General features: G+C 64.9%; 17 protein-coding genes. All 17 read left to right on the top strand.

All coding sequences use genetic code 11. The annotated features are described in order from the left end of the window. Window positions 1-30: 30 nt before the first annotated feature. The 17 genes from ACP7B9_RS12955 (at window position 31) to ACP7B9_RS12875 (ending at window position 17,362) form a co-directional block, all read left to right on the top strand. Window positions 31-1,146 carry a glycerate kinase gene (locus ACP7B9_RS12955; RefSeq protein ID WP_425863997.1) on the top strand — a complete coding sequence of 372 codons (1,116 nt, stop codon included), beginning with the start codon at window positions 31-33 and terminating at the stop codon, window positions 1,144-1,146. A gap of 230 nt (window positions 1,147-1,376) precedes the next feature. Continuing rightward, window positions 1,377-2,543, top strand: coding sequence for a branched-chain amino acid ABC transporter substrate-binding protein (locus ACP7B9_RS12950; protein WP_425863995.1), 1,167 nt, complete (start codon window positions 1,377-1,379; stop codon window positions 2,541-2,543). Window positions 2,544-2,642: 99 nt separating this feature from the next. Further along, window positions 2,643-3,536 carry a branched-chain amino acid ABC transporter permease gene (locus ACP7B9_RS12945; RefSeq protein WP_425863993.1) on the top strand — a complete coding sequence of 298 codons (894 nt, stop codon included), beginning with the start codon at window positions 2,643-2,645 and terminating at the stop codon, window positions 3,534-3,536. Beyond that, window positions 3,537-4,670, top strand: coding sequence for a branched-chain amino acid ABC transporter permease (locus tag ACP7B9_RS12940; RefSeq protein ID WP_425863992.1), 1,134 nt, complete (start codon window positions 3,537-3,539; stop codon window positions 4,668-4,670). Continuing rightward, a complete protein-coding gene (locus tag ACP7B9_RS12935; protein ID WP_425863990.1) occupies window positions 4,667-5,452 on the top strand; it encodes an ABC transporter ATP-binding protein in 786 nt (261 codons plus the stop codon). The genes ACP7B9_RS12940 and ACP7B9_RS12935 overlap by 4 nt, the downstream gene beginning before the upstream one ends. Next, complete coding sequence (locus ACP7B9_RS12930; RefSeq protein ID WP_425863987.1) at window positions 5,452-6,162, top strand: ABC transporter ATP-binding protein; 711 nt, start codon at window positions 5,452-5,454, stop codon at window positions 6,160-6,162. Before ACP7B9_RS12935 ends, ACP7B9_RS12930 begins: the two co-directional genes overlap by 1 nt. Next, window positions 6,155-7,213 (top strand): proline racemase family protein, encoded by a 1,059-nt coding sequence (locus ACP7B9_RS12925; RefSeq protein WP_425863980.1) that lies wholly within the window; start codon window positions 6,155-6,157, stop codon window positions 7,211-7,213. Before ACP7B9_RS12930 ends, ACP7B9_RS12925 begins: the two co-directional genes overlap by 8 nt. A gap of 187 nt (window positions 7,214-7,400) precedes the next feature. After that, window positions 7,401-8,306 (top strand): dihydrodipicolinate synthase family protein, encoded by a 906-nt coding sequence (locus ACP7B9_RS12920; RefSeq protein WP_425863979.1) that lies wholly within the window; start codon window positions 7,401-7,403, stop codon window positions 8,304-8,306. 45 nt (window positions 8,307-8,351) lie between these two features. Further along, entirely contained in the window at window positions 8,352-9,353 is a 1,002-nt protein-coding gene (locus tag ACP7B9_RS12915) for a proline racemase family protein (protein WP_425863972.1), read from the top strand. Continuing rightward, window positions 9,350-10,657, top strand: a complete 1,308-nt coding sequence (locus ACP7B9_RS12910) for an aconitase X (protein ID WP_425863970.1) — start codon at window positions 9,350-9,352, stop codon at window positions 10,655-10,657. Before ACP7B9_RS12915 ends, ACP7B9_RS12910 begins: the two co-directional genes overlap by 4 nt. Continuing rightward, the gene (locus tag ACP7B9_RS12905; RefSeq protein ID WP_425863968.1) at window positions 10,638-11,138 is read left to right on the top strand and encodes an aconitase X swivel domain-containing protein; all 501 of its coding nucleotides are present in this window, start codon (window positions 10,638-10,640) and stop codon (window positions 11,136-11,138) included. Before ACP7B9_RS12910 ends, ACP7B9_RS12905 begins: the two co-directional genes overlap by 20 nt. Window positions 11,139-11,159: 21 nt before the next feature. Continuing rightward, window positions 11,160-12,113 carry an ornithine cyclodeaminase family protein gene (locus ACP7B9_RS12900; protein ID WP_425863966.1) on the top strand — a complete coding sequence of 318 codons (954 nt, stop codon included), beginning with the start codon at window positions 11,160-11,162 and terminating at the stop codon, window positions 12,111-12,113. 67 nt (window positions 12,114-12,180) lie between these two features. Further along, the gene (locus ACP7B9_RS12895) at window positions 12,181-12,843 is read left to right on the top strand and encodes a GntR family transcriptional regulator (protein WP_425864170.1); all 663 of its coding nucleotides are present in this window, start codon (window positions 12,181-12,183) and stop codon (window positions 12,841-12,843) included. 90 nt (window positions 12,844-12,933) lie between these two features. Beyond that, window positions 12,934-14,109 carry an NAD(P)/FAD-dependent oxidoreductase gene (locus ACP7B9_RS12890; protein ID WP_425863965.1) on the top strand — a complete coding sequence of 392 codons (1,176 nt, stop codon included), beginning with the start codon at window positions 12,934-12,936 and terminating at the stop codon, window positions 14,107-14,109. Next, entirely contained in the window at window positions 14,102-14,362 is a 261-nt protein-coding gene (locus tag ACP7B9_RS12885) for a (2Fe-2S)-binding protein (RefSeq protein WP_425863963.1), read from the top strand. Before ACP7B9_RS12890 ends, ACP7B9_RS12885 begins: the two co-directional genes overlap by 8 nt. Then, entirely contained in the window at window positions 14,352-15,890 is a 1,539-nt protein-coding gene (locus ACP7B9_RS12880) for an FAD-dependent oxidoreductase (RefSeq protein ID WP_425863961.1), read from the top strand. The genes ACP7B9_RS12885 and ACP7B9_RS12880 overlap by 11 nt, the downstream gene beginning before the upstream one ends. Window positions 15,891-15,907: 17 nt before the next feature. Next, complete coding sequence (locus tag ACP7B9_RS12875) at window positions 15,908-17,362, top strand: aldehyde dehydrogenase (NADP(+)) (RefSeq protein ID WP_425863960.1); 1,455 nt, start codon at window positions 15,908-15,910, stop codon at window positions 17,360-17,362. Window positions 17,363-17,385 lie beyond the last annotated feature (23 nt).

The raw sequence follows: 17,385 nt of genomic DNA, 5'->3' as shown, positions 1-17,385 counted from the left end.
CGTGTCAGTGACCGGTGGCAGGATGGGGGCATGCGTATTCTTATTGCCCCTGACAAGTTCAAGGGGACCTTAACCGGCCCGGAAGCCGCCGCGGCCATGGCTGAAGGTGCCTTGCGGGTCTACCCTGACGCTGTGGTGACCTCCCTGCCCATTGCCGATGGTGGCGAAGGAACTGTTGAGGCTGCCGTGGCTGCCGGTTTTTCGGAGCGGTTAAGCACAGTCATTGGCCCCATCCTTAAACCCGTTGCCGCGGTGTGGGGATTCAACGATGGCGGCAAGGTGGCCGTCATTGAAACCGCGCAGGCAAGTGGCTATCTGCTCAGTGAACCCACTGTCGAAAATTCATTGCGTGCCCACTCCTACGGTTCCGGCCAATTGGTGGCCGCCGCATTGGATGCCGGGGCTGAGGAGATCATCATCGGGCTGGGCGGCTCGGCCATGACCGACGGCGGAACCGGTGCCTTGCGTGCCCTCGGCCTGAAATTGCTGGACGTTCACGGAAACCTGGTGCCCCTGGGCGGGGGACCCTTAGTGGATGTTGTCGCCGTGGATGCCTCCGGCCTCGACGCGCGCTTGGCTGCTGTAAAGGTTCGGATGGCCGTGGATGTGGATAATCCGCTGTATGGCTATAACGGTGCCGCACACGTATTTGGACCGCAGAAGGGTGCCGATCCCGATGCCGTGGAACTGCTGGATGCCGGGCTGCGGAATCTGGCCTCGGTGGTCAGGGAAGCAACCGGAATCGACATTGATGTTCCGGGAGCCGGGGCAGCCGGCGGATTCCCGTCCATGTTCGTGGCCTATGCCAACGCCACTGTGGAACGCGGCTTTGACCTAGTGGCGGACCTCATCGACCTGGAAACCCACCTAGACGATGCCGACCTGGTCATCACAGGCGAAGGTTCACTGGATGCGCAGTCGTTGTCCGGCAAGGGGCCCCTCGGCGTTGCTGACGCTGCGCACGCTAGGGGACTTCCCGTCGTCGTAGTTGCCGGGCGGATCACGGTGACGCCGCAACAGCTGGCCAAGCATGGTGTTGTTGCTGCCGTCAGCGCCACAGATGTGGCCGGATCTCCGGAGGCGGCGTTGGCCGACGCTGCGCGGTACACCACGATCGCTACATCCGAGGCGCTCAACGGCATCTAGCTGGATTTGCCACCTCATTAAGATTGCCGCCGTCCCGAATTTCACTTAGGGGTGGGGCGCGGACACTCAGGGCTCAATTGCATCTCGGTTCGGCAAAACTGTTGACATCAAAACATGTAACATGTCATATTTTACTGACTAGCGAAGTGTGATGTACCCGACAGCAGGCAGGCATGCGGGGAGTATCCGCGTGGTTTGCTTCACGTTGTCCGTCAAAGGAGATGTAGACAATGAAGCTTCGAATTCCCAAATCCGTCACCATGGCCGCCGTGGCCGCAACCGTTCTTGCCACGACAGCGTGTGGCGGCATCCTCGGCGGCGGAGGCGAGGAAACCGCCGATGCTGGCCCCATCAAGATTGCCGCCGTCATTCCATTGTCAGGTTCCAGCGCACCCACTGGCGTGTTCATGAAGAACGGCATGCAGATGGCCGTCGATGAAATCAACGCCAAGGGAGGCGTGCTTGGCCGCCAACTGCAGTTTGATCCCGAGGACGAAGCCTGCGATCCCACCCAGGCCGCAGCCGCTGCCAACAAGGCAGTCTCCAACGGCGCGGTGGTGTCCGTGGGTGGCTACTGCTCCGGCGCCACCCTGCCAACCCTGCCCATCTTTGAAAAAGCCAACATCCCCATGATCATCCCGGCCGCCAACTCCCAGGACCTGGTCAACCAGAAACTGCCCAACGTGTTCCTGATCAACGGCACCGGCGTCCAGCAGGCCGCCGCTGCCGTGAAGTTCATGGTCAAGGACGGCGTGAAGACGGTGGCCCTGGTTGATGACAACACCAGCTACTCCAAGGACATCGCCACCCAGACCAAGAAGGACCTAGAGGCGGACGGCAACGTTAAGGTTGCCCTGGCCACCTCGGTCACAGCCGGTGAAAGCGACTACTCCTCCGTGGTCCACGACATCATGGGCGCCAACCCCGACATGCTGTACTGGACCGGCTACTACCAAGAGGGCGGGCTGATCATCAACCAGCTCAAGGCAGCCGGATACACAGGCAAGATCATGGTGGCAGACGGCAGCGTTGACGCCTCACTGATCACGATTGCCGGAGGAACCAATGCTGACGGTGTGTTCGCCACGATGACCCAGACCCCTGACACCATCAAGGGCGCAGAAACGTGGATTGCCGACTACACGAAGAAGTTCGGCAGTGCCCCCGGACCGTACTCAACACAGTCCTATGACGCAGTCCGTGTTGCCGCCGAGGCCATCACCAAGGCCGGCAGCACCGACGGCGACAAGATCATTGCCGCCCTGCAGGCCATCGACGGATTCCAGCTGTTCTCCGGGCCCCTGAAGTTCACCCCGGAACACACGCTGACCAACGGCGGCTTCCAGATCCTGATCGTCAAGGATGGCAAGTTCGCCCTCCAGGACGATCTGAGCTGACCATCCACAACCGGCGGGCCACGGTTGCGCTCCGCGCAATTCCGCCCGCCGGTTGGCGTTCCCTCCCGCGTTCGGCTCTTACGTCAAGGCAGGACAAACATGTCTCAGCTAATTTGGAACGGCCTCTTTGTGGGCTCGTTCTACGCACTTATCGCCTTGGGCTATTCAATGGTCTACGGCATCATCAAACTTCTAAACTTCGCCCACGGTGACATTTACATGCTGGGTGCCTTCATCGGCTTTGCCACACTGAGCTCCTTTGGCATCATCCCAGCCTCCATGTCCATCACGGCTCTGCTGCTGGTGCTGCTGCTGACCATGATCATCACCGGCGGCATCGGCGTGGGCATAGAGCGCCTCGCCTACCGGCCACTGCGAAATTCGCCGCGGCTAGCGGTGCTGATCACCGCCGTGGGCGCTTCCTTCACCCTCGAATACGGTGTCAGTGCCCTCGCCGGCCCCAATCCGCGAGTGTTCCCCGTGCGCTTGCAAGGCCAGACTTTCGACGTGCTGGGAGCCCGCATTTCAGCACCGCAAATTGTCCTCATGGTGGTTGCCGTGATCCTCATGCTCAGCCTGAATTCCTACATCCAGCGGACGTCCATGGGGCGGGCCATGAGGGCCATCGCCCTGGACCCCAAGGGCTCGCTGCTCATGGGCATCAACGTCAACAAGGTCATCACCTGGACATTCTTCATCGGCTCGGCGCTCGCCGGTGCTGCTGGCGTGATGGCCGGTGCGTATTACGGCAAGATCGACTTCCTCATGGGCTTCATTATTGGCCTGAAGGCGTTCACCGCCGCCGTCATTGGCGGCATCGGCAACATCAAGGGCGCCATGCTGGGTGGCCTGCTGCTGGGCCTGCTGGAAGCATTCGGCTCCCAGTGGCTGGGCGGGGAATGGCGTGACGTTTTCACCTTCGCCGTGCTCATCACCTTCCTGACCCTAAAACCCACCGGCCTGCTGGGCGAGCGTGTGACGGAGCGTGTCTAAATGAGCGAGAATGTCGACACCTCCACCGCACCACGCCGGATCGGCAAACCCGCCAGCCGCGTCTCACGCCTGTTTGAAAGCAAGCAACTGGGCTGGGCGGCGTTCGCCGTGGCCGTCATCTTCCCTTTCCTAATCGCAGACAACTACGCTATGAACATCGCCACCACGGCCGTGATCTTCGTGCTGTTGGCCTCGGGTCTGAACATTGTGGTGGGCTACTGTGGCCTGCTGGACCTGGGCTATATCGCCTTCATGGCGGTGGGAGCCTACACGGCTGGCATCGTGTCCAAGGCCTTTGAAATGCCCATCCTGTTCACCATCCCGGCCGTCGTTCTCATGTGCATCCTGGCCGGGCTGATCATCGGCGGCCCTACGCTCCGGTTGCGCAGCGACTACCTGGCCATCGTGACCCTTGGCTTCGGTGAGATCATCCGCCTGACGGCCAACAACCTCGACATCACTGGCGGCCCTTCCGGTATTTACGGGATCCCTGGCGTGGAACTGTTCGGCGTGGACCTCTCCAACCCGGTGCCGTTCTACTACTTTTGCGTCGTGGTGGTGGGCCTGCTGGTGCTGGGCTCGGCCCGGTTGGGCAAATCGCGACTGGGCCGGGCTTGGCGCTTTGTCCGAGAGGACGAGGATGCTGCCGAGGCCATGGGCATCCACACCTACAAGGTCAAGCTGGCCGCCTACATTTTCGGCGCCATCTGGGGCGGCATCGGCGGCATGCTGTTCGCCTCGCACCTCTCCGCCATTTCCCCGCAATCTTTCGTGTTCCTGCAGTCCGCCCTGGTCCTGATGGCCGTGGTGCTCGGCGGCATGGGCAACACCCGAGGCGTGGTGGTCGGTGCCGTGGTCATCTCGCTGCTGCCCGAATTCCTTCGCGACATGGGCAACCTGCGCTACGTGATCTTCGGCGTCGTGCTGGTGGCCGTCATGGTCCTGCGTCCCCAGGGCTTCTGGCCCGCCAGGGCCTATGAACCTGAGAAGGGCGGGACTGAGAACGACCGGCCTGAGAGGAACGACGGCGGGACGGGGCCGGGTGCCCGCGGCGGCAAACATTCACGCAGGAAGAAACTGGCCCCTGCCAGTCCTGCGAGCAATGCCAGCACTGAGACGGGAGAAGACGCATGAGCCCGCTGCTTGAGGTCAAGGACCTGCAAATTGCTTTTGGTGGCGTCAAGGCCGTCAACGGGCTCAGTTTCACGGCCGACGCCGGCGAGATTGTCTCCGTCATCGGACCCAACGGCGCCGGCAAGACCAGCGCCTTCAACTGCATCACCGGCTTCTACAAGCCCGTCAGCGGCACCGTCACGGTGGACGGGCAGGACGTCACCGGCAAGCGCCCTGCCGTGATTGCCGCAACGGGCGTGACGCGCACCTTCCAAAACCTGCGCCTGTTCCCCGACTTGACGGTCCTGGACAACGTCAGGGGAGGCATGCACCTCTATGGTGGGCAGAACTTCCTGGACTCCCTGTTTCACACGCCCAGATACCGCAAAAGCGAGGCGTTTTACACGTCCGAGGCCCACCGCTGGCTGGACTTTGTAGGCTACAAGGGAGGCCGGGGCATCCCGGTGAGAAACCTGGCGTACGGCCAGCAGCGGCAGGTGGAAATGGCCCGCGCCATGGCCCGCAAGGCCAAGCTCGTGCTCCTGGATGAGCCCGGTGCGGGACTGAACCACTCGGAGAAACGAGACCTGCTGGTACTGTGCCGCAAGATCAGAGACCAGGGCGCCGCCGTCGTGCTTATTGAGCATGACATGGGGGTGGTCATGGAGGTGAGCGAACGGGTGGTTGTCATGAACTTTGGCAAGGAAATTGCCGACGGCACCCCTGCGGAAGTGAAGAAGAATCCGGCCGTGATCGAGGCCTATCTGGGCAAGGAAGACGAACCGGAAGAGGGTGGGTCCTAATGTCCATGCTGGAATTTGAGAACGTGGAAGTGTTTTACGGCAAGATCCAGGCACTGCGCGGGATGAACATCCGGGTAGAAGAAGGGGAAATCGTCTCGCTGCTGGGTAACAACGGGGCCGGAAAAACCACCACGCTGTCTACGGCGTCGGCCATCGTGAAATCTCACGCCGGCAGGATCAGTTTTGCCGGCACCGACATCACGAAGGCGAAACCGTGGGAGGTGGTAGGTGCCGGACTCATCCACGTTCCCGAGGGGCGGCGGATCTTCTCCACCCTGAGCGTCACGGAGAACCTGCAACTGGGCGGCTACCTCGTCAAGGACAGGGGCGCGGTCAGCAAGCGGATGAAGGACGTTTTTGAGATGCTGCCGCTGCTGGCCGAGCGCCGCAACCAGCAGGGCGGCACGCTTTCCGGGGGTGAGCAGCAGATGCTGGCCATCGGACGGGCGCTCATCGCCGGGCCGAAGATGCTGATGCTGGATGAGCCGTCCATGGGGTTGGCGCCGTTGATCGTGGCTCAGGTTATGGCGGTCATTAAGGACGTCAACGCCAACGGCACCACCGTTTTGCTGGTGGAGCAGAATGCGCGTGCGGCACTGAAGATCACCAGCCGCGGCTACGTCATTGAAAGCGGGGTCACGACCATGACGGGAACGGGGCCGGAACTGCTGGCCGATTCACGCATTGTCGAGGCGTATCTTGGTGCCTAAGTCGGACCTGGCAGCGGCTGATTTGATGCAGGCTGGTTTGGTGCAGGCCGCGGCGTGGCGGGTGGCTACGGTGGACTACCATACGGCGGGGGAGCCGTTCCGGATTGTCCCGGAGCTGCCCTTTGAGATTCCAGGGGCCACAGTCCTGGATCGGCGTGAAAGCGCGCAGGCAGGCCCGGCCAATGTGCTGCGGCAGCTGTTGGTCAACGAGCCTCGCGGCCATGCCGACATGTACGGTGGCTTCATCGTCCCGCCCAATGATTCCGGCGCCCATCTGGGCGTGCTGTTCTGGCACAAGGATGGGTTTTCTACCGCCTGCGGCCACGGCACCATCGCCCTGGGTGCGTGGGCCGTGGAAAGCGGTCTGGTTCCTGCCTCGGACGACGGCGACACGGACGTTGTCATCGACGTCCCCTCGGGGCGCGTCACGGCCCGGGTGACGATGCTGGCCGGCCAAGTGGATGCCGTCACCTTCCTCAATGTGCCCTCCGCCGTCATGGCCCGGTCCGTCGCGGTGGACACGGCGGACTTTGGCCGGCTCGAGGTGGATGTGCTCTGGGGAGGGGCGCTTTACGCCTCACTGCCGGCACAGTCAGCGGGACTGGAGGTCACGCCGTCGTGCTTGAACCGGCTGATCGAGGCGGGGCGGCAAATCAAGGCCGCGCTGTCCGGGAATTCCGCCGCCAGATACCCCATCGAGCCGCGGCTGGACGGAATTTACGGCACCATCTTCCACGAACCGGCTGACGGCGGGGGCGGGAACCTCGCCCAACGCAACGTCACCATTTTTGCCGACGGACAGGTGGACCGCTCGCCCTGCGGCTCCGGGACGGCGGCCCGGGTGGCCTCGTTGGATGACTCCGGCGAACTGGCCGACGGGGAGGTGCTGGATCACTTTTCCATTGTCGGTTCACACTTTTCGGCGCAGGTGGTGGTCCGCGAGCCGTCCGGGGTGGTGGTCGGCGTCCGCGGCACTGCCCACCAGGTGGCGCAATCCCTCTTCACCTTCGACCCGCGAGACGCGTTGGGGCTGGGCTTCGTGTTGCGCTGAGGCGCGCCAGACCCTGGGGTGAGGAGGGGCCCAGGGGCACAAGAATGGTCCACTAAAACCCTAGTGGAATGTGACATTGTACTGTTAGGCTGACCGTGTAATCCATTGTTGGCGGCGCTGCCAGCACCCTCCCGGGGGCGGCGCAACCAAAAACCTATGGCCGCTGACCACCTGCAAGGAGAAATTCATGACAACCCGCACCCAGCCCTGGCAGGGCATCCACGTTGCCACGGCACTTCCCTTCAACGACGACCTCAGCGTCGACTACGCCGCGTTTGGCGAGCATGTGGCCTGGCTGGCGGCCAATGGCTGCGACGGTGTGTGCCCCAACGGCTCGCTCGGCGAATACCAGACGCTGACCGATGAGGAGCGGGCCAAGGTTGTCGAGACCGCCGTGGCCGCATCTCCCGAAGGGTTCACCGTCATGCCGGGCGTCGCCGCCTACGGTGCTGCCGAATCTCGGCGCTGGGCCGAGCAGGCCCGCGACGCCGGGGCAGCCTCCGTGCTGGCCCTGCCGCCGAACACGTTCCGGGCCGACGATGACACCGTCATGGCCCACTACCGGGAAGTGGCCAAGGCGGGCCTGCCGATCGTGGCCTACAACAACCCGCTCGACACCAAGGTCGACCTGACCCCGCCGCTACTGGCCCGGCTCCACGGTGAAGGTCTGATCGTGGCCGTGAAGGAATTTTCCGGCGATGTGCGCCGCGCCTATGAAATCGCCGAACTGGCGCCGGAGCTTGACCTGCTGGTGGGCTCCGACGACGTGCTGCTGGAAATGGGCATCGCCGGCGCCGTGGGCTGGATCGCTGGCTACCCCAATGCCATCCCGCAAAGCACGGTGAACCTGTACAACCTCGTCACGAGCGGCAACATGGAGGACATTGCCACGGCGCTGCCCATCTACCGTGAGCTGCACCCTTTGCTGCGTTGGGATTCCAAGACCGAATTTGTGCAGTCCATCAAGCTGTCCATGGACATGGTGGGCCGCAAGGGCGGAGCCTGCCGCCAGCCCCGCCTGCCACTCTCGGCCGAACTCACCGCACGCATCACCGCAGACACCGAGGCCGTCTTGGCCAAGGGCTACAAATAGCCACCCCAACCCAGCCGCCCGCCCCAGCACAAAGGAAACCGTCCCATGCGGTCCACAAGGGTATTTCACGCAGTTGACTCACACACCGAGGGGATGCCCACACGGGTCATCACCGGCGGCGTGGGCACCATGCCCGGCGCCACCATGGCGGAACGCCGGCAGTGGTTTATGGAGAACAGCGATGACATTCGGACTCTGCTGATGTTGGAACCGCGCGGGCACGCCTCCATGAGCGGCGCCATCCTGCAGCCGCCCACCCGGGCGGACGCCGATTATGGGGTGCTGTTCATTGAGGTCTCGGGGCTGCTGCCCATGTGCGGTCACGGCGCGATAGGCGTGGCTACCGTGCTGGTGGAAACCGGCATGGTCGCGGTCCAGGAACCCGTCACCACCATCCGGCTGGACACCCCGGCCGGATTGGTCGTGGCTGAGGTGCACGTGGAAAACGGGGCGGCGAAGTCGGTCACCATTACCAACGTCCCCTCTTTTTCGCTGGCCCTAGACCAGAGCGTAGACGTCCCCGGGTATGGAGCAGTCCGGTACGACATGGCGTTCGGCGGAAACTTTTATGCCGTCGTCGAACTTGCCGAACTCAAGCTGCCGTTTGAGCGCGAAGCCAAGGACCAGCTGTTGGCCGCGGGGCTGGCCATCATGGCCGCCATCAACGAACACAACCCGCCCGTGCACCCGGAACGCGACGACATCCGCGGCTGCCACCACGTCTACCTCAAGGCGCCCGGCTCCACCGCGGCCCATTCCCGCCACGCCATGGCCATCTTTCCGGGCTGGTTTGACCGTTCACCCTGCGGCACGGGGACCAGCGCCCGCATGGCACAGCTGCATGCCCGTGGCGAACTGGCCCTGGACGCCGATTTCATCAATGAGAGCTTCATCGGCACTCAATTCACCGGCCGGCTCATCGCCGAAACCACCGTGGGCGGACTCCCCGCCGTCATCCCCACCATCACCGGCCGCGCCTGGGTGACGGGAATGGGCCAATACCTGCTCGATCCGGACGACCCCTTCCCGGCCGGGTTCCTGCTGTGAGTGGGGCTGTGATCGGGCGCGGGTTGTTCCTCACCCCTGAGGAAACTGCCATGCTCGACGGCGGCCGCGGTCCCGGAACTGCCATGGCCATGCGCATCGTGGTGGCCGTGGCCGGGGTGCTCGGCGCCGACAGGCTCATGCCCATCACCAACGCGCACATCGACAGCTGTCTCTACCACGGCAAGGCCGGGCTGGACTTTGCCCAAAAACTCGCCGACCTTGGTGCGAAGGTCGCGGTCCCCACAACGCTGAACACCAGCTCCCTTGACCTGCTGCACCCCGGGCTGGTCCACCTGCCGCCGGGCGATGCGGTGCCGGCGCGCGCCCTCATGGACGCCTACCGGAGCCTCGGCGCGCGCGCCACGTGGACGTGCGCGCCCTACCAGTCCACGGAACGGCCAGCCTTTGGTGAGAACATCGCCTGGGCCGAATCCAACGCCATCGTCTTCGCCAACTCCGTCCTCGGTGCCCGCACCGAACGCTACGGCGACTTCCTGGACATCTGCGCCGCCGTCACCGGAAGGGTGCCCCACGCCGGGCTGCACCTGAGCGAACACCGGATGCCCGCCGTCGAACTTGATTGCTCACAACTGTCCGCGGCAATGCTGGGACACGAGGCCGTGTGGGCCGCCCTGGGCGGAGTGGTGGGGCGCCTGGTGGGGGAGCGGATCCCGCTGTTGACTGGAATCGACCCGCAGGTGGCGGATGAGGACAAGCTCAAGGCCTTCGGCGCCACGGCGGCCTCATCCGGGGGCGTGGCACTGTTTCATATTGCCGGAGTGACTCCGGAGGCGCTCGCCGCTGGTTGGGACGCCGGGGCCATTGGCGGTGCCGTGGACGGGGCTCTGGAAAAGGAAGTAATCACGCCCGCCGTGGTGCGTGCCATGCGGGATGAATTGACGACGGCGGACCCCGCCTCGCCGCTGGATGCGATCGCCCTGGGCACGCCGCACTTTTCAACCACCGAATTCAGCCAGCTGGCCGGACTGCTCCAAGATAAGCCGTCCTTTAGCCCGGGCTGCACCGTCTGGATCAACACCTCCCGCGAGGTCCTCGCGCAGGCCCGCGAGGCCGGGCATGTCCAATTCGCCGAGGACCGCGGCGCCCGGATCGTGGTGGACACCTGCACCTACATCACCCCCATTCTGGGGCCGGAGGAACGCGCCGTCATGACGCCCTCGGGGAAGTGGGCCTGGTACGCGCCCATGAACCTTGGCGTGGACATCGTCTTCGGCACCATGGCCGAATGCGTCGACTCAGCCATCGCTGGAAAGGTGGTCCGCCATGACGATCAATGGGCCTGAAACTTCCGCTGGCGCCATCACATTGCCGGCCACCACCCTGTGTGCCGGTGCGGGATCCGGCACGCTGCTGGCATTGGCGGAACCCCTCTCCTTCTGGGGTGGCACCGACAGGAATACCGGCGAGATTATCGACACCCACCACCCGCAGCGGGGCATTTTGCTGGGCGGTACCGTCCTGTTGATGGGTGCTTCCCGCGGCTCCAGTTCGTCGTCGTCCGTCTTGGCTGAGCAGCTCCGGGCAGGTGTGGGGCCGAGCGCAATCCTGCTCACGACACGGGACGCCATCGTCTGCCTTGGCGTACTGGCCGCAGCGGAACTCTACGGCAGCCAAACCCCCGTGGTGCTGCTGACCCAGGCCGACGCCGATACACTGGGCCGCAGCGCAGGCCCGGCCCACGTGTCGGTGACGGCAGCACCCGGCGGGAGCGCCGCCGTCGTACTTACCCTGAAACCGGAGGGCTTGCCCGAACGCCAAATATGAACGCCAAACATGAGGACAACCATGACACTGCCCTACATTGACGCAGCACAGCTGCAGGAACTACTCAGGCCCGCGATTGCCGTGGCCGCCCTCGAGGAGGCGCTGCGCGGCGGACTGGATCCGGAGCTCGATTCGCCTCGCCTGTTTGCGCCGCTGGATGCAGGGGAATTTTTGCTCATGCCGGCGCAGTCGGCTAGGTATGCCGGGATCAAGGTGGCCACCGTGGCGCCCGGAAATCCGGCCAAGGGCCACCCGAAAATCCAAGGCACCTACCTGCTGCTGGACAAGGCAACTCTGGCGCCGCTGGCCGCCATGGATGGAGCCGAGCTGACGCTCATCCGCACACCCGCCGTCACCGTCATGGCCATCAAGGGGCTACTGGCGCTGCGCGGGGCGAACTCGGCCGGAGCCGTTGTGGTGATTGGAACTTCGCTGCAGGCCGACCGGCACATCGAAGCGTTGGCGGCTGTGTGTGGCATTGAGTCTCTGGTGATCGTGGGGCGCCGTCCCGAGGCTGCGCAGGCGCTGGCGGACAAGTATGCCGGGCAGGGCATGGTGGCCCGTGCCGGGTCCGTGGATGATATTGCCGGGGCCGACACCATCATCTGCGCCACATCCTCGCAGGTGCCGGTCTTTGACGGGAACCTGCCCAGTGACTCCGCCGTGGTGGCCGCTATCGGTTCACATGGCCTGGGATCGCGGGAAATAGATCCCGTGCTGGCCCGCCGCGCCGACGTGGTGGTTGAGGGCAGGGCCTCGGCGCTGCGCGAGGCGGGGGATCTGATTCCCGCCCGCTCCGCGGTGGAATGGGAGCAACGCGGCCTAGCCACGCTGTCGGATCTGGTGTCCGGACGATTTGCCCCTGCCGCCGGCAGGCCGTTGCTCTACACGGGTGTTGGCATGGCGTGGGAGGACATTGTTGTGGCCGGGCGCGCATTTGAAGCATTGAGTGAATCCGGGATGCCCGTGCACTAAAATGTCATATTACAGTGGGGAATTCTCCCGCAGAGTTGCCCTTTCTAGGAAATGGAGTGGCGTGAGCATGCAAACTGCATCGCACTTGACGGTGGTCAAAAAGAACGTCAGCCTGCGCGAAACGGTGACCTTGGCACTGCGGGCCGCCGTCGTTTCCGGTGAGATGAAGCCGGGCGAGGTGTATTCCGCCCCGGCCCTCGGCAAGCGCTTCGGCGTCTCGCCCACCCCCGTCCGCGAAGCTATGCTTGACCTGGCCAAGGAGGGGCTGGTGACCTCGCTGCCGAACAAGGGTTTCCGCGTCACCGAAGTCTCCGACGAGGACTTGGATGAAATCACGGCCCTGCGTCTGCTCATCGAACCTCCCACCGTCTATCAGGTCACGCCCCTGATTGACGACGCCGGACTGGCCCGCCTGCGCGGGATGGCGAACGCCATCGTGGACTTTGCCGTCTCCGGTGACCTGATCCAGTACACGGAAGCAGACAGGGCGTTCCACATTGCGATCCTTGAGTACAGCGGCAACAAGCGCCTGATCTCCCTGATTTCGGAGCTGCGGTCCCATACGCGGCTGCTGGGGCTGGCGCCCTTGGCCGCTGCGGGCAAGTTGCGTGACTCGGCGCTGGAACACGTGGAGCTCGTGGACCTGATCGCCGCCGGCAAGGCTGCGGAGGCGCAGGAGCTGATGACCATGCACATTGGCCATGTCCGCACCGACTGGGCCAAGCACTAGCCGCAGCCCGCAGCGGGCCCGGCCGCAAACCCGTCGGATTTCTTGTCAGAACATCTGCTACGCAACTGTGGTGTGTGACATACTACCGCTATGAGTCTTCCCCGATTCGTTGACGTTGTTGTCATTGGCGGAGGTGCCGTGGGCGCCGCCTGCGCGTATTTTGCTGCGCGCGCCGGCCTGTCCGTGGCGGTTGTGGAGCGGGGCGCTATTGCGTCGGGAACCTCCAGCGCCTGCGAAGGAAATATTCTCGTCTCCGACAAGGAGGCTGGCCCCGAACTCGCCCTAGCCCAATACTCGCAGAAGTTGTGGCGCGGCGAGCTCGCCGAATTTGGGCACTTGTGGGAGTTTCAGTCCAAGGGCGGTCTGGTGGTGTCCGCCCTGCCCGGCACCCAGGGAAACCTTGCCCGCCTAGCGGAGCGGCAGCGTGCGGCCGGCATCGCCGTTGAGTTAGTCCCCGGGCCGGAACTGCTGGACTTTGAACCGCAGTTGAACCCAAACATGTCTGGCGGGGCATATTATCCACAGGATGCCCAGGTCCAGCCCATGTTGGCGGCGGCCCACCTGTTGAGGCTGGCGCGGGGACAGGGTGCCAGCGTCCACACGAACACCACCGTCACAGGATTCCTTCGGAAGGGCGATGCGGTCACGGGGGTGGTGACCAACATGGGGAACGTGAGCGCATCCGCCGTCGTCAATGCCGCAGGAACCTGGGGAGGCGCCATTGCGGCCCTGGCTGACGTGGACGTGCTGGTGCTGCCACGAAAAGGCTATGTACTCGTGACCGAACCGCTTCCCGTCATGGTCAGACACAAGGTGTACGCGGCCGAGTATGTTGACAATGTGGCCAGTTCCGACGCCGGCCTCCAAACCTCCCCGGTGGTGGAGGGGACGGGTGGCGGTACCATCCTGATTGGCTCCAGCCGTGAACGCGTGGGCTTTGACAAGTCCTTCGACAAACAGGTCATCGCTGCCATGGCGGCCAAGGCGATCGCCCTGTTCCCGTTCCTGTCCGGCGCCAAGGCCCTGCGCAGCTATTTCGGGTTCCGACCCTACTGCCCGGACCATCTGCCAGTCATTGGTGCCGATCCCCGGGCTCCCGGGCTGTGGCATGCCTGCGGGCATGAAGGGGCGGGGATCGGACTGAGCGTTGGCACGGGCGCGTTGATCGCGGCGGAGCTAGCTGGCGTTGCTCCCGCCATGGACCTGGCGCCCTTTGCGCCTGAACGTTTTGATGTCCCAGCCGCACAGGAGAGGGCCCTTGCCTGAGATCGAACTGACATTTGACGGAGTGCCGCTCCCCGCCCGCCCCGGCCAGACCGTGGGGGCCGCCTTGACTGCGGCCGGCGTGGCAAGCTGGCGCACCACGGCCAAAAACGGCCGCCCGCGAGGCTTGTTCTGTGGCATCGGCGTCTGCTTCGACTGCCTCATCATGGCCGACGGCGTCCCCAACCAACGTGCCTGCCTCACGCCCGTGCGTGAAGGCATGGTGCTGGAAACAGGGGACACTCATGAGTTTTGAAGAGGTCTTTGATGTCGCGGTCGTGGGTGCCGGGCCCGCGGGACTCGCCGCCGCAGTTCATGCGGCCGACGCCGGGCTGGGCGTGGTTCTGGTGGATGCCGGGCAGCAGCCGGGTGGACAGTTCTGGCGCCACCGCAACGAGGCCGGACACGGGAGCGCCGTGGCAGGAAGCGAGTCCGGCGAAGGTTCCGGCCACCATGACTGGAAACGCTTCGTGGACCTGCGTTCTCGCCTCTACAGTCATGAGGCGGAGGGCCGCCTGCGCTACCTAAGGGGAACGCAGCTGTGGCTGGTGGAGTCAGCCGCTGCCGATGGATCGCGAGTGCTGCAGTTGAGCCCCACCGTTGACGTTCCGTCAGCGCATGGCGGTGCAGAAACTGTGGGCGTCCCGGAGGTCGGCGCAGACCCGGATTCCGTGCGGGCATCCCACCTCATCCTGTGCCCCGGCGGATATGACCGCCAACTGCCGGTGCCTGGCTGGGACCTGCCAGGCGTCATGGCAGCCGGCGGCGTCCAGGCCCTGCTGAAAGGCAACATGACAATGCCGGGGGGAACCGGCGTCGTGGGCGGAACCGGCCCCTTCCTGCTGCCGGTCGCGACGGCCCTGGCAGCTGCGGGCGTCAAGGTTGCGGCGGTTTGCGAGGCCAATTCACCTACTGGCTGGCTGCGGAATATGGTCGGCGCGGTCCGGGCGCCGGAGAAGGCCGTGGAAGGCGTGGAATACGCGGCGGCCCTGGCGCGGCATCGCATCCCGTATCGCATCCGCACCGCCGTGACGGAAATCCATGGCACGGACAAGGTTGAGGCTGTCACCATGTCCCGGCTGACCGCAGACGGTGCCGTGGTGGCCGGCAGCGGTCGGCGCGTTCCGTGCGACTTTGTGGCACTGGGCTGGGGCTTTACGCCCTCGCTGGAACTGGTCATGGCCGTGGGTGCCGACACCACAGTGGATGTTGACGGATCGCTCGTTGCCGTGGTGGATGAGGGGCTGAACAGTACCGTGCCGGGTGTGAGCGTTGCTGGTGAGGCCACAGGCATTGGCGGTGCATCCATGGCCGTTGTTGAAGGCGAACTTGCGGCGTTGAGCGTCAGCGCAGCCCGGGCCGCCGGGCTGGGCGTGGGCCCGCGGATCTCCCGCCTGCAAAGGGAGCGTGCACGGTTGCGTGCCTTTGCCGTGGCCATGCACCGGGCCAACCCGGTTCCCGCCCGCTGGACCGGCTGGCTGACACCGGAAACGGTGGTGTGCCGTTGCGAGGAAGTCAGCTACGGGGAGCTGTGCAGCGCCCACGAGGAACTGGGGGCGCAGGATGCGCGGAGCCTAAAGTCCTTTGCCCGGCCCGGCATGGGCTGGTGCCAGGGGCGTGTGTGCGGGTTTGCCACTGCAGGCATTGCCGCAGATTTTGCAGGCCGGGCCACCTCGGCCGACGACCTGCGGGCCATGTCCAAAAGGACGCTGGCCGCACCAGTGTCACTGGGCCGCCTCGCTGCACTGGCCACCGAGGCTGATGAAGAACGGACAAGTTCATGAAGAAAAGGGTGCGAACAATGAGTGAAACAGCCACCACCGCGGCCGAGTTGGAGGCCATTCTGGCCGCGGCAGCCACCGCAGCGCAGCAGTGGGGACAACGTCCCGCGGCAGACCGGGCGGCCGCCTTGGTCGCTGTGGCCGACGCCCTGGATGCCGCCGCGCAGGAGCTCATCCCCATCGCTGAAGCGGAAACCAATCTGCCGCCTGCCCGGCTGTCAGGTGAGCTGAAACGCACCACCTTCCAACTGCGCCTCTTTGCCGAACTCCTGCACGACGGCGGCTATCAGGACGTCCGCATCGACCATGCCGACGAGGCCTGGCCCATGGGCGCCCGCCCGGACATCCGCCGCGTGCTCGAGCCGCTGGGGCCGGTGGTGGTGTTTGCCGCCAGCAACTTCCCCTTCGCGTTCAGTGTGGCCGGGGGAGACACTTGTTCCGCCCTGGCCGCAGCTTGTTCGGTGGTGCTGAAGGTCCACTCGGGTCATCCCCGTTTGTCTGCCGCGGTGGGACGCGTGGCCGCGGAGGCGCTGGAAGGCGCCGGTGCGCCGTCGGGCATCCTGCAACTTGTGTACGGCACGCAGGCTGGCCGCGACGCGCTCTTGGACCCCCGGATCAAGGCCGGCGCGTTCACCGGCTCCATCCCGGGCGGGCGGGCGTTGTTTGACCTGGCTAATTCACGTCCCGAACCCATCCCGTTCTACGGCGAGCTGGGCAGCGTCAACCCCGTCTTCGTCACCGAGGCCGCCGCCACCGCGCGCGGGCCGGAAATTGTGTCAGCGTTTGTGCAGTCCTACACCATGGGTGCCGGGCAGTTTTGCACCAAGCCCGGCATTCTGCTCGTTCCGACGGGGTCCACCATGGTGGCGGAGCTGGCTGCAGCCAGCCGCCCGGCGCCGGCCAAACTGCTCAACGAAAGGATCCAGTCCGGTTACACGGAGGCCCTACAGGCTTTGTTGATGCACGACGCCGTTGCCCCCTTGGGTGGGACCGTGGACACCCTGGCGTTCCCGCCGGCCCCGGCCCTGAATGTCACTACGGCGCAGGCCCTGCTCGAGGACCCGGCTGGGCTGATCGTCGAATGCTTTGGCCCGTCGGCACTGGTGGCCACCTATCAGGAAGAGTCCGAGCTGCTGGCCGTGGCCGGCGTGCTGGACGGCCAGCTCACGGCCACCATCCAGGGCGAAGACAGCGACGCGATCGCCCCCGAGCTGGTGCGCGTGCTGGCCGGAAAAGCCGGACGCGTGCTGTGGAACCAATGGCCGACCGGCGTATCCGTGACGTACGCGCAACAGCACGGCGGACCATACCCGGCCACTACCGCCCCCACGTCCACATCTGTCGGCACGGCCGGGATCACGCGCTTCCTGCGTCCCGTGGCCTACCAGGGGCTGCCAGCCCACCTACTGCCAGCCGCCCTGCGCGACGGGAACCCGTTGGGCGTTCCTCAACGGATTAACGGTGTAACCTCCTGACGCCTTCGCAGCGAAGTCGGCCT

Source organism: Arthrobacter sp. TWP1-1, assembly GCF_049897845.1.
Lineage (GTDB): Bacteria > Actinomycetota > Actinomycetes > Actinomycetales > Micrococcaceae > Specibacter.
Note: the sequence above shows the minus strand (reverse complement) of the source record. Positions and strands in the feature narration are given on the sequence as shown.

Coding starts and splice junctions, on each gene's coding strand:
- ACP7B9_RS12895 (WP_425864170.1), top strand. CDS start 12,181: ATGCAAACTGCATCGCACTTGACGGTGGTCAAAAAGAACGTCAGCCTG.
- ACP7B9_RS12905 (WP_425863968.1), top strand. CDS start 10,638: ATGACGATCAATGGGCCTGAAACTTCCGCTGGCGCCATCACATTGCCG.
- ACP7B9_RS12900 (WP_425863966.1), top strand. CDS start 11,160: ATGACACTGCCCTACATTGACGCAGCACAGCTGCAGGAACTACTCAGG.
- ACP7B9_RS12875 (WP_425863960.1), top strand. CDS start 15,908: ATGAGTGAAACAGCCACCACCGCGGCCGAGTTGGAGGCCATTCTGGCC.
- ACP7B9_RS12940 (WP_425863992.1), top strand. CDS start 3,537: ATGAGCGAGAATGTCGACACCTCCACCGCACCACGCCGGATCGGCAAA.
- ACP7B9_RS12880 (WP_425863961.1), top strand. CDS start 14,352: ATGAGTTTTGAAGAGGTCTTTGATGTCGCGGTCGTGGGTGCCGGGCCC.
- ACP7B9_RS12945 (WP_425863993.1), top strand. CDS start 2,643: ATGTCTCAGCTAATTTGGAACGGCCTCTTTGTGGGCTCGTTCTACGCA.
- ACP7B9_RS12950 (WP_425863995.1), top strand. CDS start 1,377: ATGAAGCTTCGAATTCCCAAATCCGTCACCATGGCCGCCGTGGCCGCA.
- ACP7B9_RS12930 (WP_425863987.1), top strand. CDS start 5,452: ATGTCCATGCTGGAATTTGAGAACGTGGAAGTGTTTTACGGCAAGATC.
- ACP7B9_RS12890 (WP_425863965.1), top strand. CDS start 12,934: ATGAGTCTTCCCCGATTCGTTGACGTTGTTGTCATTGGCGGAGGTGCC.
- ACP7B9_RS12955 (WP_425863997.1), top strand. CDS start 31: ATGCGTATTCTTATTGCCCCTGACAAGTTCAAGGGGACCTTAACCGGC.
- ACP7B9_RS12920 (WP_425863979.1), top strand. CDS start 7,401: ATGACAACCCGCACCCAGCCCTGGCAGGGCATCCACGTTGCCACGGCA.
- ACP7B9_RS12935 (WP_425863990.1), top strand. CDS start 4,667: ATGAGCCCGCTGCTTGAGGTCAAGGACCTGCAAATTGCTTTTGGTGGC.
- ACP7B9_RS12915 (WP_425863972.1), top strand. CDS start 8,352: ATGCGGTCCACAAGGGTATTTCACGCAGTTGACTCACACACCGAGGGG.